Origin of the sequence: Streptomyces sp. NPDC057099 (assembly GCF_042671245.1) — a bacterium.
Lineage (GTDB): Bacteria > Actinomycetota > Actinomycetes > Streptomycetales > Streptomycetaceae > Streptomyces > Streptomyces purpurascens.
In genome coordinates, this window is sequence record NZ_JBHUTX010000005.1 from 305,345 (window position 1) to 323,839 (window position 18,495).

Sequence of the window (18,495 nt, forward strand, 5' to 3'; positions counted from 1 at the left end):
GGATCCACACATGCTGATCGCTCAGCGTCCCTCGTTGACCGAAGAGGTCGTCGACGAGTTCCGCTCCCGGTTCGTGATCGAGCCGCTGGAGCCGGGCTTCGGTTACACCCTCGGCAACAGCCTCCGTCGTACGCTCCTGTCGTCGATCCCGGGTGCGGCGGTCACGTCCATCCGTATCGACGGTGTCCTGCACGAGTTCACCACCGTGCCGGGCGTCAAGGAGGACGTCACCGACCTGATCCTCAACATCAAGCAGCTGGTCGTCTCCTCGGAGCACGACGAGCCGGTCGTGATGTACCTGCGCAAGCAGGGCCCGGGTCTGGTCACCGCCGCCGACATCGCGCCGCCGGCCGGTGTCGAGGTGCACAACCCCGACCTGGTCCTCGCCACGCTCAACGGCAAGGGCAAGCTGGAGATGGAGCTGACGGTCGAGCGCGGCCGCGGCTATGTCTCCGCCGTGCAGAACAAGCAGGTCGGCCAGGAGATCGGCCGGATCCCGGTCGACTCGATCTACTCGCCGGTGCTCAAGGTCACGTACAAGGTCGAGGCCACGCGTGTCGAGCAGCGGACCGACTTCGACAAGCTGATCGTCGACGTCGAGACCAAGCAGGCCATGCGTCCGCGTGACGCGATGGCGTCGGCCGGTAAGACCCTGGTCGAGCTGTTCGGTCTCGCCCGTGAGCTGAACATCGACGCCGAGGGCATCGACATGGGTCCGTCCCCGACGGACGCCGCCCTGGCCGCCGACCTGGCGCTGCCGATCGAGGAGCTGGAGCTCACCGTTCGGTCGTACAACTGCCTCAAGCGCGAGGGCATCCACTCCGTGGGTGAGCTCGTGGCTCGCTCGGAGGCCGACCTCCTGGACATCCGTAACTTCGGTGCGAAGTCCATCGACGAGGTCAAGGCGAAGCTGGCCGGCATGGGCCTGGCCCTCAAGGACAGCCCGCCCGGGTTCGACCCGACCGCCGCCGCCGACGCCTTCGGCGCCGACGACGACGCGGACGCGGGCTTCGTGGAGACCGAGCAGTACTGAGTCTCTGCTTCCGGGGTTCGCGTGAGCGGACCCCGGATCTCTGACAGACAACCGTCTGCTCAGATACTGACCCCGGTACCTGATACGGCCGGGGCAGACACCTAGGAGAAACACCATGCCGAAGCCCACCAAGGGTGCCCGTATGGGCGGCAGCGCCGCGCACGAGAAGCTCCTCCTCGCGAACCTCGCGAAGGCGCTGTTCGAGCACGGTCGCATCACCACCACCGAGGCGAAGGCCCGCAAGCTGCGGCCGTACGCCGAGCGTCTGGTCACCAAGGCGAAGAAGGGCGACCTTCACAACCGCCGTCAGGTGCTCCAGATCATCACGGACAAGAGCATCGTCCACACGCTCTTCACCGAGATCGGCCCGCGCTACGAGAACCGTCCGGGTGGCTACACCCGCATCACCAAGATCGGTAACCGCCGTGGCGACAACGCGCCCATGGCTGTCATCGAGCTGGTCGAGGCGCTGACGGTGGCGCAGGAGGCGACCGGCGAGGCCGAGGCCGCGACCAAGCGTGCGGTCAAGGAAGACGCCCTCAAGAAGGACGAGGCCGTCGAGGCCAAGTCCGACGAGGCCGCCGAGGCTCCCGCCGAGGAGTCGAAGGACGCGTAAGCGTTCTGCCGTAAGGCGTTGGCGGGTCCGTTCCTCTGTGAGGAGCGGGCCCGCCTTTGTGTTGCTGAGAGGATCTGTGCGTGAGTGATGAAGCAGCTGCCGGGTTCGTTCGTGTCCGGCTTGATCTGTCGTACGACGGGAGTGAGTTCTCCGGGTGGGCCAAGCAGGCCGGGGGGCGGCGGACCGTGCAGGGGGAGATCGAGGACGCCCTGCGGACCGTGACGCGGTCGCGGGAGACGTACGAGCTGACCGTGGCGGGGCGTACCGATGCCGGGGTGCATGCCCGGGGGCAGGTCGCGCATGTCGATCTGCCGGTCGAGGTCTGGGCCGAGCACCATCAGAAGCTGCTGAAGCGGCTCGCCGGGCGGCTGAGCCGGGACGTACGGGTCTGGGCCCTCAGGGAGGCGCCCAGTGGCTTCAACGCGCGGTTCTCGGCCGTATGGCGGCGGTACGCGTACCGGGTCACCGACAACCCCGGAGGCGTCGACCCGCTGCTGCGCGGCCATGTGCTGTGGCACGACTGGCCGCTGGACGTCGAGGCCATGAACGAGGCCGCGCGCCGGCTGCTCGGGGAGCACGACTTCGCCGCCTACTGCAAGAAGCGGGAGGGCGCGACGACGATCCGTACGCTCCAGGAGCTGAGCCTCGTCAGGGGCGGCGACGGGATCATCACCGCGACCGTGCGGGCCGACGCCTTCTGCCACAACATGGTGCGCTCGCTCATCGGGGCGCTGCTGTTCGTGGGCGACGGGCACCGGCCGCCGGACTGGCCGGGGAAGGTGCTGGCGGCCGGCGTGCGGGACTCGGCCGTGCACGTCGTACGGCCGCACGGGCTGACGCTGGAGGAGGTCGGTTACCCGGCCGACGAACTGCTCGCCGCGCGCAACAAGGAGGCGCGGAACAAGCGGTCGCTGCCGTCGGCCGGGTGCTGCTGACCGGTGACGGGCCCGTGGGGCCTATTCGTTGGCCGCGGCCGATGCCTGGGCCTCGCCGCGGCGGCGGATCTGGTTGAACGTGAACCGGGCCAGGTCGTCGCCGGTCCTGAAGACCGCGGTGTCCTTGGGTGTCACGTCCTCGCCGTTGGTGAAGCCGGCGTTGGTGAAGTAGGCGTAGCGGCCGTAGGCGTTGCCGGTCGTGCGGCAGACCCCGGACTCGCAGAAGCCCTTCACCCCGCCGCCGGAGAGCGACTTGACGTAGCTCTTCTTGGTGGTCTGGCTCTTGGCCTTGACCGCCTGGGCCTCGGTGTCGAAGACCGCCACGCCGACCGTGACGGCGATGCCGTCCTTGGAGTAGGTGACTCGTATCAGGCGCGTGCAGTCGTTCGCGGTGAGGGCCTTGGGGAGGGTGCCGCCGGCCGCCGAGCCGCAGCTCTTCGTGTCGGCCGTGGGGCCCTTCTTGTAGACCGTCTCGCCGATGGTCAGCTGGGTGCCGGGGAAGAGGATGTCCGGGCCGAGCGGGGCCTTGTCCTTCTTCGCGCTGGCCACGAAGTCCTTCGGGTCCAGCGGGGGCGGTGCGCTGGTCGGGGCGAAGGACGGGCCCGAGGGCGAGCCGCTCGGGATGTCCGCCGAGGGCAGGGAGGCCGGGTTGTTCGCCTGGTTGTCGCCGTTGGCCGAGACCACCGCCACGGCGACGGCCGCACCGATCGCGACGGTGGCGAGCGCGCCACCGCCGACCAGCAGCAGCCGGCGACGTTTGTTACGTGACTCGGACGCCTCGGCGAGCGCGGCCCAGTCCGGAGACTGGCCACCGCCCCCGCTGTTCCAGGGCTGCTGCGACTGCGGTTTCCAGGGATCCCACTGGGACTGGGGTCCCCCCTGCCCATAGCTCATGGGGCGCATCTTAGACGGGACATGGGGTGTGCTGGTCCGCCTGGATCGGCCTCGCAGCCCCTAGCGTTCCTCCCATGCGGACGGGCAAAGGCGACATCTCCGGGTGGTTGGGGCGACTCGCGAGCGGGAGCCTGTGGGTGGGGTTCGTGCGGGGGCGGGTTCTGGTGCTGGTGGCCGTGGCGGTAGCGGTGTGCCTGCTGTCGTGGCCGTCGGCCTGGGTGCCCGCCGGGTTCGCGGTGCTGCGGGCCTGCCGTCGTCCGCGCGGTGGCGGTTCCGTGCTGCGGTGGGGCGCCGCGGTGGCCGTCGATGCGCTGCTGTCGTCGGTGTTTCCGTATGTGCGGCCGGTTCGGGGCAGAGCTCTGAGGAGGGCTGTCACCCTGTGTGCGGGCCTGTGCGTCTGCGTGTTCGATCGTCGACGGTGATCCCGCGTTTTGACCCTTGTGGTGTGCCCCGGTATTCTGCTTGTTCGTTGTGTATTGGCTTGCTCATTCTCACGGGACGGGCCCTTACACCGGTCCGCCGGGCCGATGACCAGCGACCAGCACGCGGTTTGCGTCACCGCAGTGCGGTCTAGGCTGTCGTGATCGTTTCGGTGACCTGTTCAGGACCATTCACTCGAAGCGAAGGCTACGAACCGTGCGTACGTACAGCCCCAAGCCCGGCGATGTGACGCGCCAGTGGCACGTCATCGACGCCCAGGACATTGTCCTGGGTCGTCTCGCCACCACCGCAGCGACCCTCCTCCGGGGCAAGCACAAGCCGATCTACGCCCCCCACGTCGACGCTGGTGACTTCGTCATCATCATCAACGCGGACAAGGTGCACCTGTCCGGCAACAAGCGGACCCAGAAGATGGCGTACCGCCACTCCGGTTACCCGGGTGGTCTGCGCTCCGTCCGTTACGACGAGCTGCTGGACAAGAACCCCGAGAAGGCCGTCGAGAAGGCCGTCAAGGGCATGCTCCCCAAGAACTCCCTGGGCCGTCAGATGCTCTCGAAGCTGAAGGTCTACAAGGGTGACCAGCACCCGCACGGCGCGCAGCAGCCGCAGCCGTACGAGATCACCCAGGTCGCGCAGTAAGTCCGGCCACACCCCCTAAGACTGAACAGAATCTGAGGAGCATCGTGGCCGAGACCACTGCCGAGCAGCCGCTCGAAGAAGTTGACATCGACAGCTACACCACCGAGTCCGAGGTTCCGGTGGAGGGTGAGTACACCTCCGAGTCCCTCGCCTCGCGTTTCGGTGAGCCCCAGCCGGCCGCCGGCCTGGGCCGTCGCAAGAACGCCATCGCCCGTGTCCGGATCGTCCCGGGCACCGGCAAGTGGAAGATCAACGGTCGCACCCTCGAGGACTACTTCCCGAACAAGGTGCACCAGCAGGAAGTCAACGAGCCCTTCAAGGTGCTCGAGCTCGACGACCGCTACGACGTCGTCGCCCGCATCTCCGGCGGCGGTGTCTCCGGTCAGGCCGGTGCGCTCCGTCTCGGTGTCGCCCGTGCGCTGAACGAGGCGGACGTCGACAACAACCGCGGCCCGCTGAAGAAGGCCGGCTTCCTCAAGCGCGACGACCGTGCGGTCGAGCGCAAGAAGGCCGGTCTCAAGAAGGCCCGCAAGGCCCCGCAGTACAGCAAGCGCTAATCGCGTCCGCTGTCTTTGCAACGATCGCCCCGGCGGCACGAATGGTGCCGCCGGGGCGGTTCGTTTACACAACCCCTACCGGCCCCGGACAGTCTCAGGGATGTACTTCAGGGATGTACTAGGGAAGTACTTGGGGATGTGAGCCGCACTCTCACAGCAATTCGGAGGACACCACAGTGGGACGACTCTTCGGCACTGACGGCGTGCGCGGTGTCGCCAACGCGGATCTGACGGCGGAGATGGCCCTGGGCCTCTCCGTGGCCGCGGCGCACGTACTGGCCGAGGCGGGCACCTTCGAGGGGCACCGCCCGACCGCGGTCGTCGGGCGTGACCCGCGCGCGTCCGGGGAGTTCCTGGAGGCCGCCGTGGTCGCGGGCCTCGCCAGCGCCGGTGTGGACGTCCTGCGGGTCGGCGTGCTGCCGACCCCGGCGGTGGCGTTCCTGACCGGAGAGCTCGGCGCCGACCTCGGTGTGATGCTCTCCGCGAGCCACAACGCCATGCCCGACAACGGCATCAAGTTCTTCGCCCGCGGCGGGCACAAGCTCGCCGACGAGCTGGAGGACCGGATCGAGTCCGTCTACGAGGAGCACCGCACCGGCGCCCCGTGGGAGCGGCCGACCGGGGCCGGGGTGGGCCGCGTCCGGGAGTACGGCGAGGGCTTCGACCGGTACGTCGAGCATCTGCTGGGCGCCCTGCCGAACCGGCTCGACGGGCTGAAGGTCGTCCTCGACGAGGCGCACGGCGCAGCCGCCCGGGTCTCGCCGGCGGCGTTCCAGCGGGCCGGTGCCGAGGTCGTCACGATCGGGGCCGAGCCGGACGGGCTCAACATCAACGACGGGTGCGGCTCCACGCACCTGGGCAAGATCAAGGCCGCCGTCGTCGAGCACGGGGCCGACCTCGGCATCGCGCACGACGGTGACGCCGACCGCTGCCTCGCCGTGGACCACACCGGCGCGGAGGTGGACGGCGACCAGATCCTGGCCGTGCTCGCGCTGGCGATGCGGGAACGCTCCGCTCTGCGGTCCGAGACGGTGGTCGCCACGGTGATGTCCAACCTCGGGTTCAAGCTGGCCATGGAGCGCGAGGGCATCCGGCTGGTGCAGACCGCTGTCGGTGACCGGTATGTGCTGGAGGAGATGAAGGAGCACGGGTTCGCCCTCGGGGGCGAGCAGTCCGGGCATGTGATCATCCTCGACCACGCGACGACCGGGGACGGCACGCTGACGGGGCTGCTGCTGGCGGCTCGGGTGGCCGGGAGCGGGCGTTCGTTGCGGGAGCTGACGGCTGTCATGGAGCGGCTGCCGCAGGTGCTCATCAATGTGCCGGATGTCGACCGGACGCGGGTCGGGTCTTCTGCGGAGTTGTCGGTGGCGGTTGCCGATGCGGAAGCCGAGCTCGGGGCTACCGGGCGGGTTCTGCTTCGGCCGTCCGGGACCGAGCCGTTGGTCCGGGTGATGGTGGAGGCTGCTGATATCGAGCAGGCTCGGGCTGTGGCCGGGCGGCTTGCTGATGCCGTGAAGTCCGCGTTGGGGTAGTTGGGCTTTGCGGTTCGGGGTGGGGGGTTCTGTTGTGGGCGGGCTGCGGCTGCGTCGTGGCTTGTCGCGCAGTTCCCCGCGCCCCTGAGGGCATTAGCTCACCGGCGTTGTTTGGCCCAGAGCCACTTCTGTGCCAGCAGGGTCAGGGTCCCGGCCAGCAGGATCCCCGCGAGGTTCAGCAGGAGTTGTTCTGTTGAGCGCAAGGTCTGGTTGGTGTCGCCGTAGATGAGGGCCACCGCCGCGTTCGCCGCGGCCGGGACCGTCGTTACGGAGATGGCTACGCCCACCAGGGCTCCGGACTTCGCCGAGGTCAGGGAGAGGGTGCCGGCGATGCCGGCCAGGACCGCCACGACGAAGGAAAACCAGTCGGGGGCGTAGATGAAGCCGGTGTTGGGGCGGTCGGCTTCCAGTTGGGCCTCGGTGAACAGTCCGACGGCGTTCATGAAGAGGCTGAAGCCGACCGTCACCGTCATCGCCACCGCGAAGCCCACCAGCAGGGCGATCAGGGAGCGCAGGGCCAGGCGTGATCTGCGGCGGACGATCGCGGTGCAGATGCCGGCGAGGGGGCCGAACTCCGGGCCCACCGCCATGGCGCCCACGATCAGGATCGCGTTGTCCAGGACCACACCGCAGGCCGCGATCATCGTGGCCAGCGTGATGAAGGCCAGGTAGGTGACGGAGAGCGTCGACTCCTCGTGCGTCGCGTCGCTCAGGTGCTCCCACAGGACCGCGTCCGCGCCCTCGCCGGGTGCGTCGGCCTCGGCCTTCTCGGCCCGCTCGGACAGGGACAGGTCGATGGTCTCGACGGCGATGGAGCCGCTGGTGTCGATGCCCAGTTCCCGCAGGCCGGTGAGGAGTTCGTCGCCCGCCTCGCGGGCCACGTCGCACATGACGACGTCCCCGGAGGGGTTGCGGGCGGTGTCCGGCAGTACGACGAGGTGGGTGGTGCCGACCGTCTTCTCGATCAGCAGCACCACTTCGTCGGTCTTCTCGGACGGCGTGATCAGGCGCAGGTGGAGCATGGCGCCTATCTAACCGGCCTTTCCCCCGGGCGTCACAGCTTGCGCAGGCTGAGCCGCTGCACCTTGTGGTCGGGGCCCTTGCGGACGACGAGGGTGGCCCGGCCGCGGGTGGGGGCGATGTTCTCGACCAGGTTGGGCCGGTTGATCGTGCGCCACATCGTCTGCGCGTAGTCGAGGGCCTCCTCCTCCGAGACCTGGGTGTACTTGCGGAAGTACGAGGACGGGTTCTGGAAGGCGGTCGCGCGCAGCTTGCGGAAGCGGTTGAGGTACCAGCGCTCGACGTCCTCGACGCGGGCGTCGACGTACACGCTGAAGTCGAAGTAGTCGGCGAGGCCGACCCGGGTGCGGCCGTCCTTGCCGGGCAGGGCGGGCTGGAGGACGTTCAGGCCCTCGACGATCAGGATGTCGGGGCGGCGGACCGTGAGCTTCTGGTCCGGGACGATGTCGTAGATGAGGTGGGAGTAGACCGGGGCCGTGACCTCGTCCTTGCCGGCCTTGATGTCGGCGACGAAGCGGGTCAGGGCGCGGCGGTCGTAGGACTCGGGGAAGCCCTTCCGCGACATCAGGCCGCGGGCCTGGAGCTCCTTGGTGGGCAGCAGGAAGCCGTCGGTGGTGACCAGCTCGACGCGCGGGTGCTCCGGCCAGCGGGAGAGCAGGGCCTGGAGGAGGCGGGCGACGGTGGACTTGCCGACCGCGACCGAGCCGGCGACTCCTATGACGAACGGGGTGCCGGACTGGGAGCCCTGTTCGCCCAGGAACGTGTTCAGGGCGCCTCTGAGGCCGTCCGTGGCGCCGACGTAGAGATTGAGGAGTCTGGACAGCGGGAGGTAGATGTCCCGCACCTCGTCGAGGTCGATGACATCGCCGAGACCGCGCAGCTTCTCGACCTCCTCGGCCGTCAGTGGCAGCGGCGTCTTGTCACGCAGCGCGCTCCACTCGGCTCGGGTGAGGTCGACGTAGGGAGTCGCCTCCGGCCGCTGCCGGTGGGCGCTCCGGGGCATCGAGGAGACCGGAGAGATCACAGTCCATTGTTACGGGCGTACGAACGGACCGTGAGGTGGGATCCGTCACGCGAGGTATTCGCCATGATTCGCCCTTGTTCATTGGGAGAAAAACTGACACAGGCGGAATGTCAGTGGTGTGCGTCACAGTTGTGGGAGGAGTGGGCCCGGTCCGGGGTCCATGAACGCCTGGGGGTACCCATGACGTATGCGATAGAGGCGGAAGGCCTGGTCAAACGGTTCAAGGAGACCGAGGCGCTGGCCGGCGTCGACCTGGCGGCCCGCAAGGGCACGGTGCTCGGGCTGCTGGGGCCCAACGGTGCCGGGAAGACGACCGCGGTGCGGATCTTCGCGACACTGCTGCGCCCGGACGGGGGCAGGGCCCGGGTGGCCGGCCACGACGTGATCCGGGAGGCCGGGGTCGTACGCTCCCTCGTCGGGCTGACCGGGCAGTACGCGGCGGTGGACGAGAACCTCACCGGCACGGAGAACCTGCTGCTCATCGGCCGACTGCTGGGTCTGTCGCGGCGGGACGCGAAGGCGCGGGCGGGTGAGCTGCTGGAGCGGTTCCAGCTGACGCACGCGGCCGGGCGGGCGACGAAGACCTTCTCGGGCGGGATGCGCCGGCGCCTGGACCTCGCGGCCAGTCTGGTGGGGCGGCCCAGCATCCTCTTCCTGGACGAGCCGACCACGGGTCTTGATCCACACAGCCGCGGTGAGCTGTGGGATCTGCTGCGCGGCCTGGTCGCGGACGGGGCGACGGCCCTGCTGACCACGCAGTATCTGAACGAGGCCGATGTGCTCGCCGACGACATCGTGGTGATCGACAAGGGCCGGGTGATCGCCGAGGGCACGCCGGACCGGCTGAAGGCGCAGGTCGGCGGGCAGGTGCTGGAGCTGCGGCCGATCGTGGGGAAGGATCTCGCGCGGGCGCACGCGCTGGTGGCCGGGGCCGCCGGGCCGGAGGCGCGGATCGAGGGCGAGATGGTCACCGCCCCGGTGAAGGACCCCGAGCTGATGCCGGCCGTGGTGCGCGCGCTGGACCGGGAGGGGATCGCGGTGGGGGAGCTGGCCCTGCGGCGCTCCTCGCTCGACGAGGTCTTCCTCGCGCTGACCGGGCATCGCGCCGAGCCGGGCGAGCCCGAGGGGAACGGCGGGGCCGCCGTCCATGACGACGGAGAGAACGCCCGTGACGACGACGGGCTGGAGAAGGCGGTGAGCCGGTCATGACCGCGACCACGCTGACCCCGCCGGTCACCGCGTCGGGCCGGGTGCCGCCGCTCGCCGGGATGCGGCAGACCTTCACGATGGCCTGGCGGAGTCTGGTCGCCGTCAAGCACAACCCGCTCGAACTGGTCGACTACAGCATTACGCCGATCATGTTCGTGTTCCTCTTCACCTATGTGCTGGGCGGGCAGATGGCCGGATCGCCCGAGGCGTATCTGAAGTACGCGCTGCCCGGGATCATCGTGCAGAACACCCTGTTCATGACGATGTACACGGCGATGGCGCTCAACACCGACCTCACCAAGGGCGTCTTCGACCGGCTGCGCAGTCTGCCGATCGCGCGGTCCGCGCCGCTGATCGGCCGGATCACCGCGGACCTCGCCAAGCACCTGTGGGCCCTGCTGCTGATGATCGGCCTCGGCCTGGCACTCGGCTTCCGCATCACCGGCGGATTCGGCGGGTTCCTGCTCGGCGCGCTGCTGGTGACCGTGTTCGCCGCGGCCGTGTCCTGGAGCGCGGTGCTGATCGGGATGCTGGCGGGCGACGCGGAGAAGGTGCAGGCGTTCGCCTTCACCCTCATCTTCCCGATCACCTTCACCAGCAGCGCGTTCGTCGTCGTCGACACCATGCCGGGGTGGCTCCAGGCATGGAGCGACGTCAATCCGGTCACGCATCTGTCCGACGCGTTCCGGGGGCTGCTGCTGGGCGGGGCGGTGGCGGAGCCGGTGATGTGGTCGTTGGTGTGGGCCGCGGGGATCGCGGTGGTGTTCTATCCGTTGGCCATGCGGGCTTATCGGGCGAAGGTGTGAGGGCAGGCGCCCGTTTGCGGTCCGGCGTTCGTACGGTGGTGGGAATTTCCGATTTCGGGCACGCAGCGGCCTGTTCGGCACGGAAATCGACCTTAAGCTGCCGCCCATGTGTGGAATCGTGGGATACGTGGGGCCGCAGTCCGCGCTCGAGGTTGTGATGGCCGGGCTGAAGCGGCTGGAGTACCGGGGGTACGACTCGGCGGGTGTCGCCGTGCTGGCCGATGGTGGGCTGGCGGCGGCGAAGAAGGCCGGGAAGTTGCTCAATCTGGAGAAGGAGCTGGACGGCAGGCCGCTGCCGACCGGTGCGACGGGGATCGGGCACACCCGGTGGGCCACGCACGGCGGGCCGACGGACTCCAACGCCCACCCGCACCTCGACAACGCGGGCCGGGTCGCCGTCGTGCACAACGGCATCATCGAGAACTTCGCCCTGCTGCGGGCCGAGTTGGAGGAGCGGGGCCACGCGCTGGGCTCCGAGACGGACACCGAGGTCGTCGCGCATCTGATCGCCGAGGAGTTCTCGTCGTGCGCGGATCTCGCCGAGGCGATGCGGCTGGTGTGCCGGCGGCTGGAGGGCGCCTTCACGCTGGTCGCGGTGCATGCCGACGAGCCGGACGTGGTGGTGGGCGCGCGGCGGAACTCGCCGCTGGTGGTGGGCGTTGGAGAGGGCGAGGCCTTTCTCGCCTCGGACGTCGCCGCGTTCATCGCCCATACGCGGTCGGCGATCGAGCTGGGACAGGACCAGGTGGTGGAGCTGCGCCGGGACGGCGTGACGGTGACCGGGTTCGACGGACTGCCTGCCGACGTCCGGTCGTACCACGTCGACTGGGACGCGTCGGCCGCGGAAAAGGGGGGCTATGACTACTTCATGCTCAAGGAGATCGCCGAGCAGCCCAAGGCGGTCGCCGATACGCTGCTGGGCCGGATCGACGGCTCCGGGTCGCTGACCCTGGACGAGGTGCGGATTCCCCAGGGGGTGCTGCGGGAGATCGACAAGGTCGTCATCGTCGCGTGCGGTACGGCCTTCCACGCCGGGATGATCGCCAAGTACGCCATCGAGCACTGGACGCGCATCCCGTGCGAGGTGGAGCTGGCCAGCGAGTTCCGGTACCGGGACCCGATCCTGGACGCGCAGACCCTGGTCATCGCCATCTCGCAGTCCGGCGAGACCATGGACACGCTGATGGCGCTGCGCCACGCCCGTGAGCAGGGCGCCAAGGTCCTGGCCATCTGCAACACCAACGGCTCGACGATCCCGCGCGAGTCCGACGCGGTGCTGTACACGCACGCCGGGCCGGAGGTCGCGGTCGCGTCCACCAAGGCGTTCCTGACGCAGTTGGTGGCCTGCTATCTGGTCGCGCTGTATCTGGGCCAGGTGCGCGGCACCAAGTGGGGCGACGAGATCCGGGCCGTGATCCGCGACCTGTCCTCGATCGCCGGTGCGGTGGAGCAGGTCCTCGGGACCATGGAGCCGGTGCGGGAGCTGGCCCGTTCGCTCGCCTCCAAGGACACGGTGCTGTTCCTGGGGCGGCATGTCGGGTATCCCGTGGCGCTCGAGGGCGCGCTGAAGCTCAAGGAACTGGCGTACATGCACGCCGAGGGGTTCGCGGCGGGGGAGTTGAAGCACGGTCCGATCGCCCTGATCGAGGAGGACATGCCGGTGGTCGTCGTGGTGCCGTCGCCGCGAGGGCGGTCCGTGCTGTACGACAAGATCGTGTCCAACATCCAGGAGATCCGGGCGCGAGGGGCTCGGACGATCGTCGTCGCGGAGGACGGGGACGAGGCCGTGGTGCCGTACGCCGATCACCTCATCCGGATTCCCGTCACGCCGACTCTGCTGCAGCCGCTCGTCGCGACGGTGCCGCTTCAGGTGTTCGCGTGCGAGCTGGCGACGGCTCGTGGCAACGACGTGGACCAGCCTCGGAACCTGGCGAAGTCGGTGACGGTGGAGTGAGAGTGGGGGCGAACGGCTGAGTTCCGTTCGCCCCTGGGTCAGCCGGTCAGGCCGTCAGATGCTCAGGCTCAGATGGGCAGGCAGGTCGCGGGGACCCAGCCTTCCTTGCTGGTGCCGTTGGGGCCGCCGAAGCAGACCCCGCCCTTCTGGCCCTTGCCCCAGGTGCCGAGAGCCGTGGCGCTCGACTTGGGCTTCACGTTGGTCAGCGCGCTGCCGCAGTCCGGCTTCGTCGCCGAGGCGGCGGTGCCGGCGGTGGCGACGGCGCCCGTGAGGGCCGTGCCGATGAGGGCCGCAGTGGTCAGTGCGGTGCCCAGGGACTTCCACTTCATGGTCTGCGTTCTCCCGTGAGGGAGTTCAGACTTGGGGGTGTCCGCTCGGAGTTCGGCGCGGAGGGCTTCCGTGAAGCGACTGAAGGTTGCTGCCGGGAACGTGCGGGGCCCTCAGTACGGGAAGCTCCAAGGCGCCGGCGGTCTGGGACTGTAGGGGAGCTTGGTCCAGCCGTCGGGGGTCACTTGGTAGAAGTCCCCGTTGTCGGCGTCCATCCGCGAGCTGCCGTGCACATGCACGGTGTCCGCGTGGAGGCGGTAGTGGAAACCGCCCATCATGCCGACCACCCGGAAGAAGATCCGCACGTCCAGACCCTCCGTCAGGGGAGACAGCGGTGGCAGCAGGTGCTCGATCTTGTCGAAGCAGCTGCCGGTGCGCTCCCGCAGCATCGCGTGGAAGTGGTGCTCCAGCGTGTCGGAGGGGGAGGGGAGCCGCCGCACCGCGACCGGCTCCAGGAGTTCCAGCAGGTGTGTGTGGCCCCGCTCCCGTGCGACATCCATGGGGAGCCGTCCGTCCCGGGTGCGCTGCGTGCGCCAGGCGCCGTGCGCGATCAGCCGGGAGACGACGGTCACGCCGGCACCGTGCCAGGCGGCCTGGTGCAGCGGGGCGAATCCACTGCGGTTCCCGGGCCGGGCGAGATTGACGTACCCGGGATTCTCCTCCAGCTCCCCGAACAGGCCGTCCCAGTCGGCGTCCCGGGCCCTGTCCGAGAACCGGTCCCGAGCCTTCAGGTACCAGTCCCCGTAGCGGTCGCGGTCGGTGAGGCCGTCCCAATCCATGTTGATCATGCTAGTCAGCGCGAGGAAACGCCGTGGCGTCACCGTAGGGTGCTGCGCATGAGCATCATCGGGGTCGGGATCGACGTCGCCGAGATCGAGCGGTTCGGCGCGTCCCTGGAGCGTACGCCCGCGCTGGCCGAGCGGCTGTTCGTGGAGCGGGAGTTGCTGCTGCCCAGTGGGGAGCGGCGGGGGGTCGCCTCTCTCGCTGCGCGGTTCGCCGCCAAGGAGGCGTTGGCCAAGGCGCTCGGTGCCCCGGCCGGGCTGCTCTGGACGGACGCCGAGGTGTACGTCGAGGACAGTGGGCGGCCCCGGCTGCGGGTGACCGGGACCGTCGCCGCGCGGGCCGCCGAGCTCGGAGTGCGGTCCTGGCACGTGTCCCTGAGCCATGACGCCGGGGTGGCCTCGGCGGTTGTCATCGCGGAGGCGTGACATGGGCCGGTGGGTCAGTACATCGCCCACAGCAGGGTGACGGTGCCGATGAAGCCCGCCGCGCCCAGCGCCGTGCCCGTCGCCGCCGGCCACAGCCGGCCCGTGCCCCTGCGGGCGTAGTGGATGCCCATCGCGCCGAACGTGATGGCCAGCGCACCGGCCATCACCGTCCAGGGGATCAGGAACGCCCATGTGCCCACGGCGGAGAAGGCGCCGAGGACGAGTGCCGTGGGGCCAAGGGCGGTGGCGGGTGTGTCGGTTGCCGTGGACGCGGTGGATCCGGCCATGGTCTGGCCTCCCGTCGGAGAGCGACTTTTTGAACGAGTTCAAATCGTACGTCGATCGTAACGGACTCCCGGGAGGCTCGGCATGGCCATGGTGGAAGGCATCGACACCCGCGGTGCGCAGCACTGCGAGACGACGGCACTGGGAGTGCTGCTGCGGCACCAGGGCATCGATCTGTCCGAGCCCATGCTCTTCGGCCTCGGCTCCGGCCTGTCCTTCGTCTACTGGGACAGCAAGAACATGGGCTTCCCGTTCCTCGGAGGGCGGGTCAAGCCCTTCGAGCTCACCAGGAACCTGGCCGACAGGCTCGGGCTGGGGCTCGTGGTGCGGGAGACCGGATCCGCCCGCAAGGGATGGGAGAACGTGGCGGCGGCCATCGACGCCGGTCGCCCCGTCGGGCTGCAGCTCGACAGCTACCATCTGGACTACTTCACCTCGAAGGTGCACTTCGGCGGCCATGTCGTCGCCCTGTACGGCTACGACGAGCAGGACGCCTACCTGGTGGACACCGTTCAGCAGGGCGGGGCCGTGTCCACCAGCCTGGCCGGCCTTGCCCGGGCCAGGGCCGCACGCGGGCCGATGACCGCCCGGCACCGGTCCTTCGTTCTGACCGCCCCGGGGAAGCCGCCCGCCCCGCGGGACCGGATCGTTCCCGCCATCACCGCCTGCGCGGACGCCTTTCTCGGCCCGCCCATCGCCAACCTCGGTCACCGGGGCATCGACAAGGCCGGGAAGCTCCTGCCCCGCTGGCTCCAGCGCACCGACACCCCCCAGCGGGACCTGCCGCAGGCCGCCACCCTGATGGAGAAGGCCGGCACCGGAGGTGCCCTGTTCCGCAACCTCTACCGCGACTTCCTCGCCGAATGCGCCGAGTGGATCGACAGCGGGCATCTCCGCACCGGGCACAGGCTGTACTCCGAGGCGGCCGCGCTGTGGACGGATGTCGCGGCCCTGATCGCGCGAGCCGGCGAGTCGGGCGATGAGGAGTGTCTCGTGCGGGCGGGCGCCGTCCTGTCCGACGTCGCGCGCATCGAGCGCGACGCCATGCGGGCGCTGAGCGGGCTGCGCGGTGAAGCCCCCGCCGGGTGAGGGCGAGGGCTCCGCCGGGTGAAGGCGAGGGCTCCGCGGACGGGCGGGCGTCAGCAGATCGACTGGCTGCTGTTCACCCGCGTGATGTTGCGGAACGTCGTGTTCTCGCCGCACGGGCTTTCCCTGATGGCCGAGTTGGTGACCGTCAGGTTCTGGACGGTGATGTCCTTGTTGTTCGGGAACTCCGAGCGGGCGGCCAGGCGCAGTTCGCCGCCGCCCGTGATCGTGCCGCTCTGGGCCGCCAGATTGACGTTGTAGCAGTTCTCGATCAGGACCGAGTTGTTGCCGGTATTGGACAGCGTCACCTTGTTGATCGTCGCCCCGCCGCTCTCCGAGACGCAGAACACGCCGCGTCCGCCGCCCCGGGCGATGACCTCGCCGACGCGGATGTTGGTGGGGTAGCCGCTGCCGACCCGGCCGTTGCGGTTGGCCATGCGGAAGGCGGCGTAGCCGGTGCCGGTGCCGGCGTTCTCCGCGTCGACCTTGGTGACGTTGGCGTTGATCGTCTGGTTGAGCAGCAGGCCGGACTCGCCCACGTTGCGGGCGGTGACCGTGCCGACGGTGAGGCCGTCGACGCCGTAGGTCTCGACCGCGTGGCTGGACGCGCCGGAGACATAGACGTTGTCGATGCGGACGTTGCGCGTCCACTGGCTGGTGTCGCCGCGGTTGTCGATCCGGACGCCCAGGCCGCGGGAGAGGCGCATGTCGATCTGGCCGAGCACCACGTTCTGGACGTTGCGCAGGAAGATGCCGTAGAGCGGGGTGCCGGTGAGCTTGAGGTTCTGCACCTCGATGTCGCGTGTGCCGCGGGAGTAGACCGGCGCCTGGTCGCCCGAGCCGCTGCCGGTGACATCGATCGTGCCGCAGACGTCGAGGACGGTGTAGCTGGGGAGCGAGATGCGGGAACCCGCCGGGATCGAGCCCGAGCCGCGGACCACGACCCGCTCCTTCGCGGTCCGGCCCGAGGTGAGGCTGTTGACGGCGGCCTGGACGGCGGCGCGCAGGTCGGTGCCGGTGTAGACCGTGCTGCCGCCGCGCCGGGCGGTCCAGTTGGCGCCGTTCTGCACGGCCTCCGCCTGGAAGGAGCCGTCTCCGCAGGCCGCCGCTCGCGTGGGGGCGGCGGCCGAGGTGGTGGCGGCGGCGGGAGCGGTCAGGGTGCCGGCGGCGGTGAGGAGGGCGGTGGCACCGGCGGCGGCGAGGAAGGCGGATCTGCGTCCCATGGGGGGCCTCGGTTTCGTCGGACGTGGGGGGTGTGCAAGCGCTTTCTGCGCCTGCGGCCGGTGAGTCTGGCAAAGGGCGTGCACAGCGTCAATGGGTCTGGTGGGCCTCGCAGTTGGGCGGGACGCGGCACGGTTGTGAGGCGTCCGAGGTACGGCGGGTTCGCCCGTGCGCGAGTTGCGCGGGAGTGGCCGGGCGGTCGTACGGGAAACTCGACCGCATGCGGAGTGCGTACAGCGTGGAGACGGTCAGGACCGCCGAACGGGAGCTGATGGCGCGGCTGCCGGAGGGGGCGCTGATGCAACGCGCCGCCGCCGGACTCGCCGCCGCCTGCGCCGACCTGCTCGGACGGGTGTACGGCAGCCGGGTCGTGCTGCTGGTCGGGAGCGGCGACAACGGCGGTGACGCGCTGTACGCCGGGGCCCGGCTGGCCCGGCGCGGGGCCGGAGTCACCGCCGCGCTGCTCGCGCCGGAGCGTGCGCATACGGCGGGGCTCGCGGCGTTGCGGCGGGCCGGGGGCCGGGTCGTGGAAGCCGGTGGCGGTGGCGTCGAGGAGCTGATCGAGCGGGCGGACCTCGTCCTCGACGGCATCGTCGGGATCGGCGGGAAGGGCGGGCTGCGGCCGGACGCCGTGCCGCTGGCCGCGGCCGCCGGGCGGGCGCGGGGCGCCGTGGTCGCCGTCGATCTGCCGAGCGGGGTGGACGTCGACACCGGGCAGGTGCGCGGCGTCGCCGTCCGGGCCGATCTGACGGTGACGTTCGGGACGCACAAGCCGGGCCTGCTGATCGACCCGGCGCGGGAGTACGCCGGGTCGGTGCGGCTCGTCGACATCGGCCTGGAGCTGCCGGTCGAGCCGGACCTTGAGGCGTTGCAGCACGCGGACGTGGCGCGGCTGCTGCCGGTGCCCCGGGCCGAGAGCGACAAGTACCGGCGGGGTGTCGTCGGGATCGCCGCCGGGTCCGCGCGCTACCCGGGCGCCGCCGTACTGGCCGTCTCGGGGGCGTTGCGGGGCGGGGCCGGGGCCGTGCGCTACGTCGGGCCGGCCGGGGACGCCGTCATCGCGCGGTATCCCGAGACGCTCGTGTCGGACCGGGGGCCGAAGCACGCCGGGCGGGTGCAGGCGTGGGTCGTCGGGCCGGGGGCCGGGGACGACGCGGCGACGGTGGGGGAGGTGCTGGCGGCGGACGTGCCGGTGCTGATCGACGCGGACGGGTTGCGGCTGGCCGACGCGGAGGCCGTACGGGGGCGGAGGGCGCCGACGCTGATGACGCCGCATGCCGGTGAGGCGGCGGCGCTGCTCGGCGTGGAGCGCGGGGAGGTCGAGGGGGCCCGGCTGGCGGCGGTTCGGGAGCTGGCGGGGCGGTACGGGGCGACCGTGCTGCTCAAGGGGTCCACGACGCTGGTCGCCGACTCGGGGGGCGGGGCGGTGCGGGTGAATGCGACGGGGACGTCCTGGCTGGCCACGGCGGGGAGCGGGGACGTGCTGTCCGGGCTGGCGGGGTCGTTGCTGGCGGCGGGGCTGTGCGCGGTGGACGCCGGGAGTGTGGGGGCGTATGTGCACGGGCTCGCCGGGAGGCTGGCGGCGGACGGGGCGCCGGTGGGGGCGCATGACGTGGCGGACGCGGTTCCGGTGGCGTGGCGGAATGTTCTTGGGTGAGGGAGTGGGTGCGGTGGGGGCCCACGGGGTGAGGGTGCCCCCCGCTTC

General features: G+C 70.2%; 20 protein-coding genes. 13 read left to right on the top strand and 7 right to left on the bottom strand.

Annotated elements, in window-relative coordinates; genetic code table 11:
- Positions 1–10 precede the first annotated feature (10 nt).
- The 3 genes from ACFT4A_RS10035 to truA all read left to right on the top strand — a co-directional run bounded on the left by ACFT4A_RS10035 (position 11) and on the right by truA (position 2,584).
- Positions 11–1,033, top strand: coding sequence for a DNA-directed RNA polymerase subunit alpha (locus ACFT4A_RS10035; RefSeq protein ID WP_003966937.1), 1,023 nt, complete (start codon positions 11–13; stop codon positions 1,031–1,033).
- 115 nt (positions 1,034–1,148) lie between these two features.
- A complete protein-coding gene (gene rplQ, locus ACFT4A_RS10040; RefSeq protein ID WP_382827572.1) occupies positions 1,149–1,649 on the top strand; it encodes a 50S ribosomal protein L17 in 501 nt (166 codons plus the stop codon).
- Positions 1,650–1,729: 80 nt separating this feature from the next.
- Entirely contained in the window at positions 1,730–2,584 is an 855-nt protein-coding gene (gene truA / locus ACFT4A_RS10045) for a tRNA pseudouridine(38-40) synthase TruA (RefSeq protein WP_382827574.1), read from the top strand.
- 21 nt (positions 2,585–2,605) lie between these two features.
- On the opposite strand, the gene ACFT4A_RS10050 is transcribed toward truA, so the two are convergent.
- On the bottom strand, positions 2,606–3,478 hold the full coding sequence (locus tag ACFT4A_RS10050; protein WP_382827576.1) for a hypothetical protein: 873 nt from the start codon (positions 3,476–3,478) through the stop codon (positions 2,606–2,608).
- A gap of 74 nt (positions 3,479–3,552) precedes the next feature.
- Here ACFT4A_RS10050 and ACFT4A_RS10055 point away from each other — a divergent pair, with 74 nt between their 5' ends.
- The 4 genes from ACFT4A_RS10055 (at position 3,553) to glmM (ending at position 6,650) form a co-directional block, all read left to right on the top strand.
- Positions 3,553–3,900, top strand: a complete 348-nt coding sequence (locus ACFT4A_RS10055) for a hypothetical protein (RefSeq protein WP_382827577.1) — start codon at positions 3,553–3,555, stop codon at positions 3,898–3,900.
- A 214-nt stretch (positions 3,901–4,114) separates the two neighbouring features.
- Entirely contained in the window at positions 4,115–4,558 is a 444-nt protein-coding gene (rplM, locus tag ACFT4A_RS10060; protein WP_215119410.1) for a 50S ribosomal protein L13, read from the top strand.
- Between the two features lie 44 nt (positions 4,559–4,602).
- Positions 4,603–5,115, top strand: coding sequence for a 30S ribosomal protein S9 (gene rpsI, locus ACFT4A_RS10065; protein ID WP_184591418.1), 513 nt, complete (start codon positions 4,603–4,605; stop codon positions 5,113–5,115).
- Positions 5,116–5,291: 176 nt separating this feature from the next.
- Entirely contained in the window at positions 5,292–6,650 is a 1,359-nt protein-coding gene (glmM, locus tag ACFT4A_RS10070; RefSeq protein ID WP_382827578.1) for a phosphoglucosamine mutase, read from the top strand.
- A gap of 98 nt (positions 6,651–6,748) precedes the next feature.
- On the opposite strand, the gene ACFT4A_RS10075 is transcribed toward glmM, so the two are convergent.
- Together ACFT4A_RS10075 and coaA are read right to left on the bottom strand one after the other, a co-directional pair.
- Complete coding sequence (locus tag ACFT4A_RS10075) at positions 6,749–7,672, bottom strand: DUF389 domain-containing protein (RefSeq protein WP_382827579.1); 924 nt, start codon at positions 7,670–7,672, stop codon at positions 6,749–6,751.
- A gap of 32 nt (positions 7,673–7,704) precedes the next feature.
- The gene (gene coaA, locus ACFT4A_RS10080) at positions 7,705–8,673 is read right to left on the bottom strand and encodes a type I pantothenate kinase (RefSeq protein ID WP_359887783.1); all 969 of its coding nucleotides are present in this window, start codon (positions 8,671–8,673) and stop codon (positions 7,705–7,707) included.
- A 201-nt stretch (positions 8,674–8,874) separates the two neighbouring features.
- Here coaA and ACFT4A_RS10085 point away from each other — a divergent pair, with 201 nt between their 5' ends.
- From ACFT4A_RS10085 to glmS, 3 genes are all read left to right on the top strand, one after another.
- On the top strand, positions 8,875–9,903 hold the full coding sequence (locus tag ACFT4A_RS10085; RefSeq protein ID WP_382827581.1) for an ATP-binding cassette domain-containing protein: 1,029 nt from the start codon (positions 8,875–8,877) through the stop codon (positions 9,901–9,903).
- Positions 9,900–10,709: an ABC transporter permease gene (locus tag ACFT4A_RS10090; RefSeq protein WP_382827583.1), complete on the top strand. Its 810-nt coding sequence runs from the start codon at positions 9,900–9,902 to the stop codon at positions 10,707–10,709. The genes ACFT4A_RS10085 and ACFT4A_RS10090 overlap by 4 nt, the downstream gene beginning before the upstream one ends.
- Positions 10,710–10,815: 106 nt before the next feature.
- Positions 10,816–12,663, top strand: coding sequence for a glutamine--fructose-6-phosphate transaminase (isomerizing) (glmS, locus tag ACFT4A_RS10095; protein ID WP_382827585.1), 1,848 nt, complete (start codon positions 10,816–10,818; stop codon positions 12,661–12,663).
- Positions 12,664–12,731: 68 nt separating this feature from the next.
- Here the strand turns inward: glmS and ACFT4A_RS10100 are convergent, their stop codons facing one another.
- Positions 12,732–12,992 (bottom strand): hypothetical protein, encoded by a 261-nt coding sequence (locus ACFT4A_RS10100; RefSeq protein ID WP_382827587.1) that lies wholly within the window; start codon positions 12,990–12,992, stop codon positions 12,732–12,734.
- A gap of 111 nt (positions 12,993–13,103) precedes the next feature.
- On the bottom strand, positions 13,104–13,778 hold the full coding sequence (locus ACFT4A_RS10105; RefSeq protein ID WP_382827589.1) for an ankyrin repeat domain-containing protein: 675 nt from the start codon (positions 13,776–13,778) through the stop codon (positions 13,104–13,106).
- A gap of 48 nt (positions 13,779–13,826) precedes the next feature.
- On the opposite strand from ACFT4A_RS10105, the gene ACFT4A_RS10110 reads away from it, so the two are divergent.
- Positions 13,827–14,198, top strand: coding sequence for a holo-ACP synthase (locus ACFT4A_RS10110; protein WP_382827591.1), 372 nt, complete (start codon positions 13,827–13,829; stop codon positions 14,196–14,198).
- A gap of 14 nt (positions 14,199–14,212) precedes the next feature.
- Here the strand turns inward: ACFT4A_RS10110 and ACFT4A_RS10115 are convergent, their stop codons facing one another.
- Positions 14,213–14,485, bottom strand: coding sequence for a hypothetical protein (locus tag ACFT4A_RS10115; RefSeq protein WP_382827593.1), 273 nt, complete (start codon positions 14,483–14,485; stop codon positions 14,213–14,215).
- An 82-nt stretch (positions 14,486–14,567) separates the two neighbouring features.
- On the opposite strand from ACFT4A_RS10115, the gene ACFT4A_RS10120 reads away from it, so the two are divergent.
- Complete coding sequence (locus ACFT4A_RS10120; RefSeq protein WP_382827595.1) at positions 14,568–15,572, top strand: BtrH N-terminal domain-containing protein; 1,005 nt, start codon at positions 14,568–14,570, stop codon at positions 15,570–15,572.
- Positions 15,573–15,622: 50 nt separating this feature from the next.
- Here the strand turns inward: ACFT4A_RS10120 and ACFT4A_RS10125 are convergent, their stop codons facing one another.
- A complete protein-coding gene (locus tag ACFT4A_RS10125) occupies positions 15,623–16,792 on the bottom strand; it encodes a hypothetical protein (protein WP_382827597.1) in 1,170 nt (389 codons plus the stop codon).
- Positions 16,793–17,010: 218 nt separating this feature from the next.
- On the opposite strand from ACFT4A_RS10125, the gene ACFT4A_RS10130 reads away from it, so the two are divergent.
- Positions 17,011–18,447 carry an NAD(P)H-hydrate dehydratase gene (locus tag ACFT4A_RS10130; protein ID WP_382827599.1) on the top strand — a complete coding sequence of 479 codons (1,437 nt, stop codon included), beginning with the start codon at positions 17,011–17,013 and terminating at the stop codon, positions 18,445–18,447.
- The last annotated feature ends 48 nt before the right edge of the window (positions 18,448–18,495 follow it).

Bases quoted from the DNA above. Each gene is read 5' to 3' on its own strand.
- ACFT4A_RS10075 (WP_382827579.1), bottom strand. From the start codon at position 7,672: ATGCTCCACCTGCGCCTGATCACGCCGTCCGAGAAGACCGACGAAGTG.
- glmS (WP_382827585.1), top strand. From the start codon at position 10,816: ATGTGTGGAATCGTGGGATACGTGGGGCCGCAGTCCGCGCTCGAGGTT.
- ACFT4A_RS10100 (WP_382827587.1), bottom strand. From the start codon at position 12,992: ATGAAGTGGAAGTCCCTGGGCACCGCACTGACCACTGCGGCCCTCATC.
- ACFT4A_RS10130 (WP_382827599.1), top strand. From the start codon at position 17,011: ATGCGGAGTGCGTACAGCGTGGAGACGGTCAGGACCGCCGAACGGGAG.
- coaA (WP_359887783.1), bottom strand. From the start codon at position 8,673: ATGCCCCGGAGCGCCCACCGGCAGCGGCCGGAGGCGACTCCCTACGTC.
- ACFT4A_RS10110 (WP_382827591.1), top strand. From the start codon at position 13,827: ATGAGCATCATCGGGGTCGGGATCGACGTCGCCGAGATCGAGCGGTTC.
- ACFT4A_RS10035 (WP_003966937.1), top strand. From the start codon at position 11: ATGCTGATCGCTCAGCGTCCCTCGTTGACCGAAGAGGTCGTCGACGAG.
- rplQ (WP_382827572.1), top strand. From the start codon at position 1,149: ATGCCGAAGCCCACCAAGGGTGCCCGTATGGGCGGCAGCGCCGCGCAC.
- ACFT4A_RS10050 (WP_382827576.1), bottom strand. From the start codon at position 3,478: ATGAGCTATGGGCAGGGGGGACCCCAGTCCCAGTGGGATCCCTGGAAA.
- ACFT4A_RS10125 (WP_382827597.1), bottom strand. From the start codon at position 16,792: ATGGGACGCAGATCCGCCTTCCTCGCCGCCGCCGGTGCCACCGCCCTC.
- ACFT4A_RS10120 (WP_382827595.1), top strand. From the start codon at position 14,568: ATGGCCATGGTGGAAGGCATCGACACCCGCGGTGCGCAGCACTGCGAG.
- ACFT4A_RS10055 (WP_382827577.1), top strand. From the start codon at position 3,553: ATGCGGACGGGCAAAGGCGACATCTCCGGGTGGTTGGGGCGACTCGCG.
- ACFT4A_RS10090 (WP_382827583.1), top strand. From the start codon at position 9,900: ATGACCGCGACCACGCTGACCCCGCCGGTCACCGCGTCGGGCCGGGTG.
- ACFT4A_RS10085 (WP_382827581.1), top strand. From the start codon at position 8,875: ATGACGTATGCGATAGAGGCGGAAGGCCTGGTCAAACGGTTCAAGGAG.
- ACFT4A_RS10115 (WP_382827593.1), bottom strand. From the start codon at position 14,485: ATGGCCGGATCCACCGCGTCCACGGCAACCGACACACCCGCCACCGCC.
- ACFT4A_RS10105 (WP_382827589.1), bottom strand. From the start codon at position 13,778: ATGATCAACATGGATTGGGACGGCCTCACCGACCGCGACCGCTACGGG.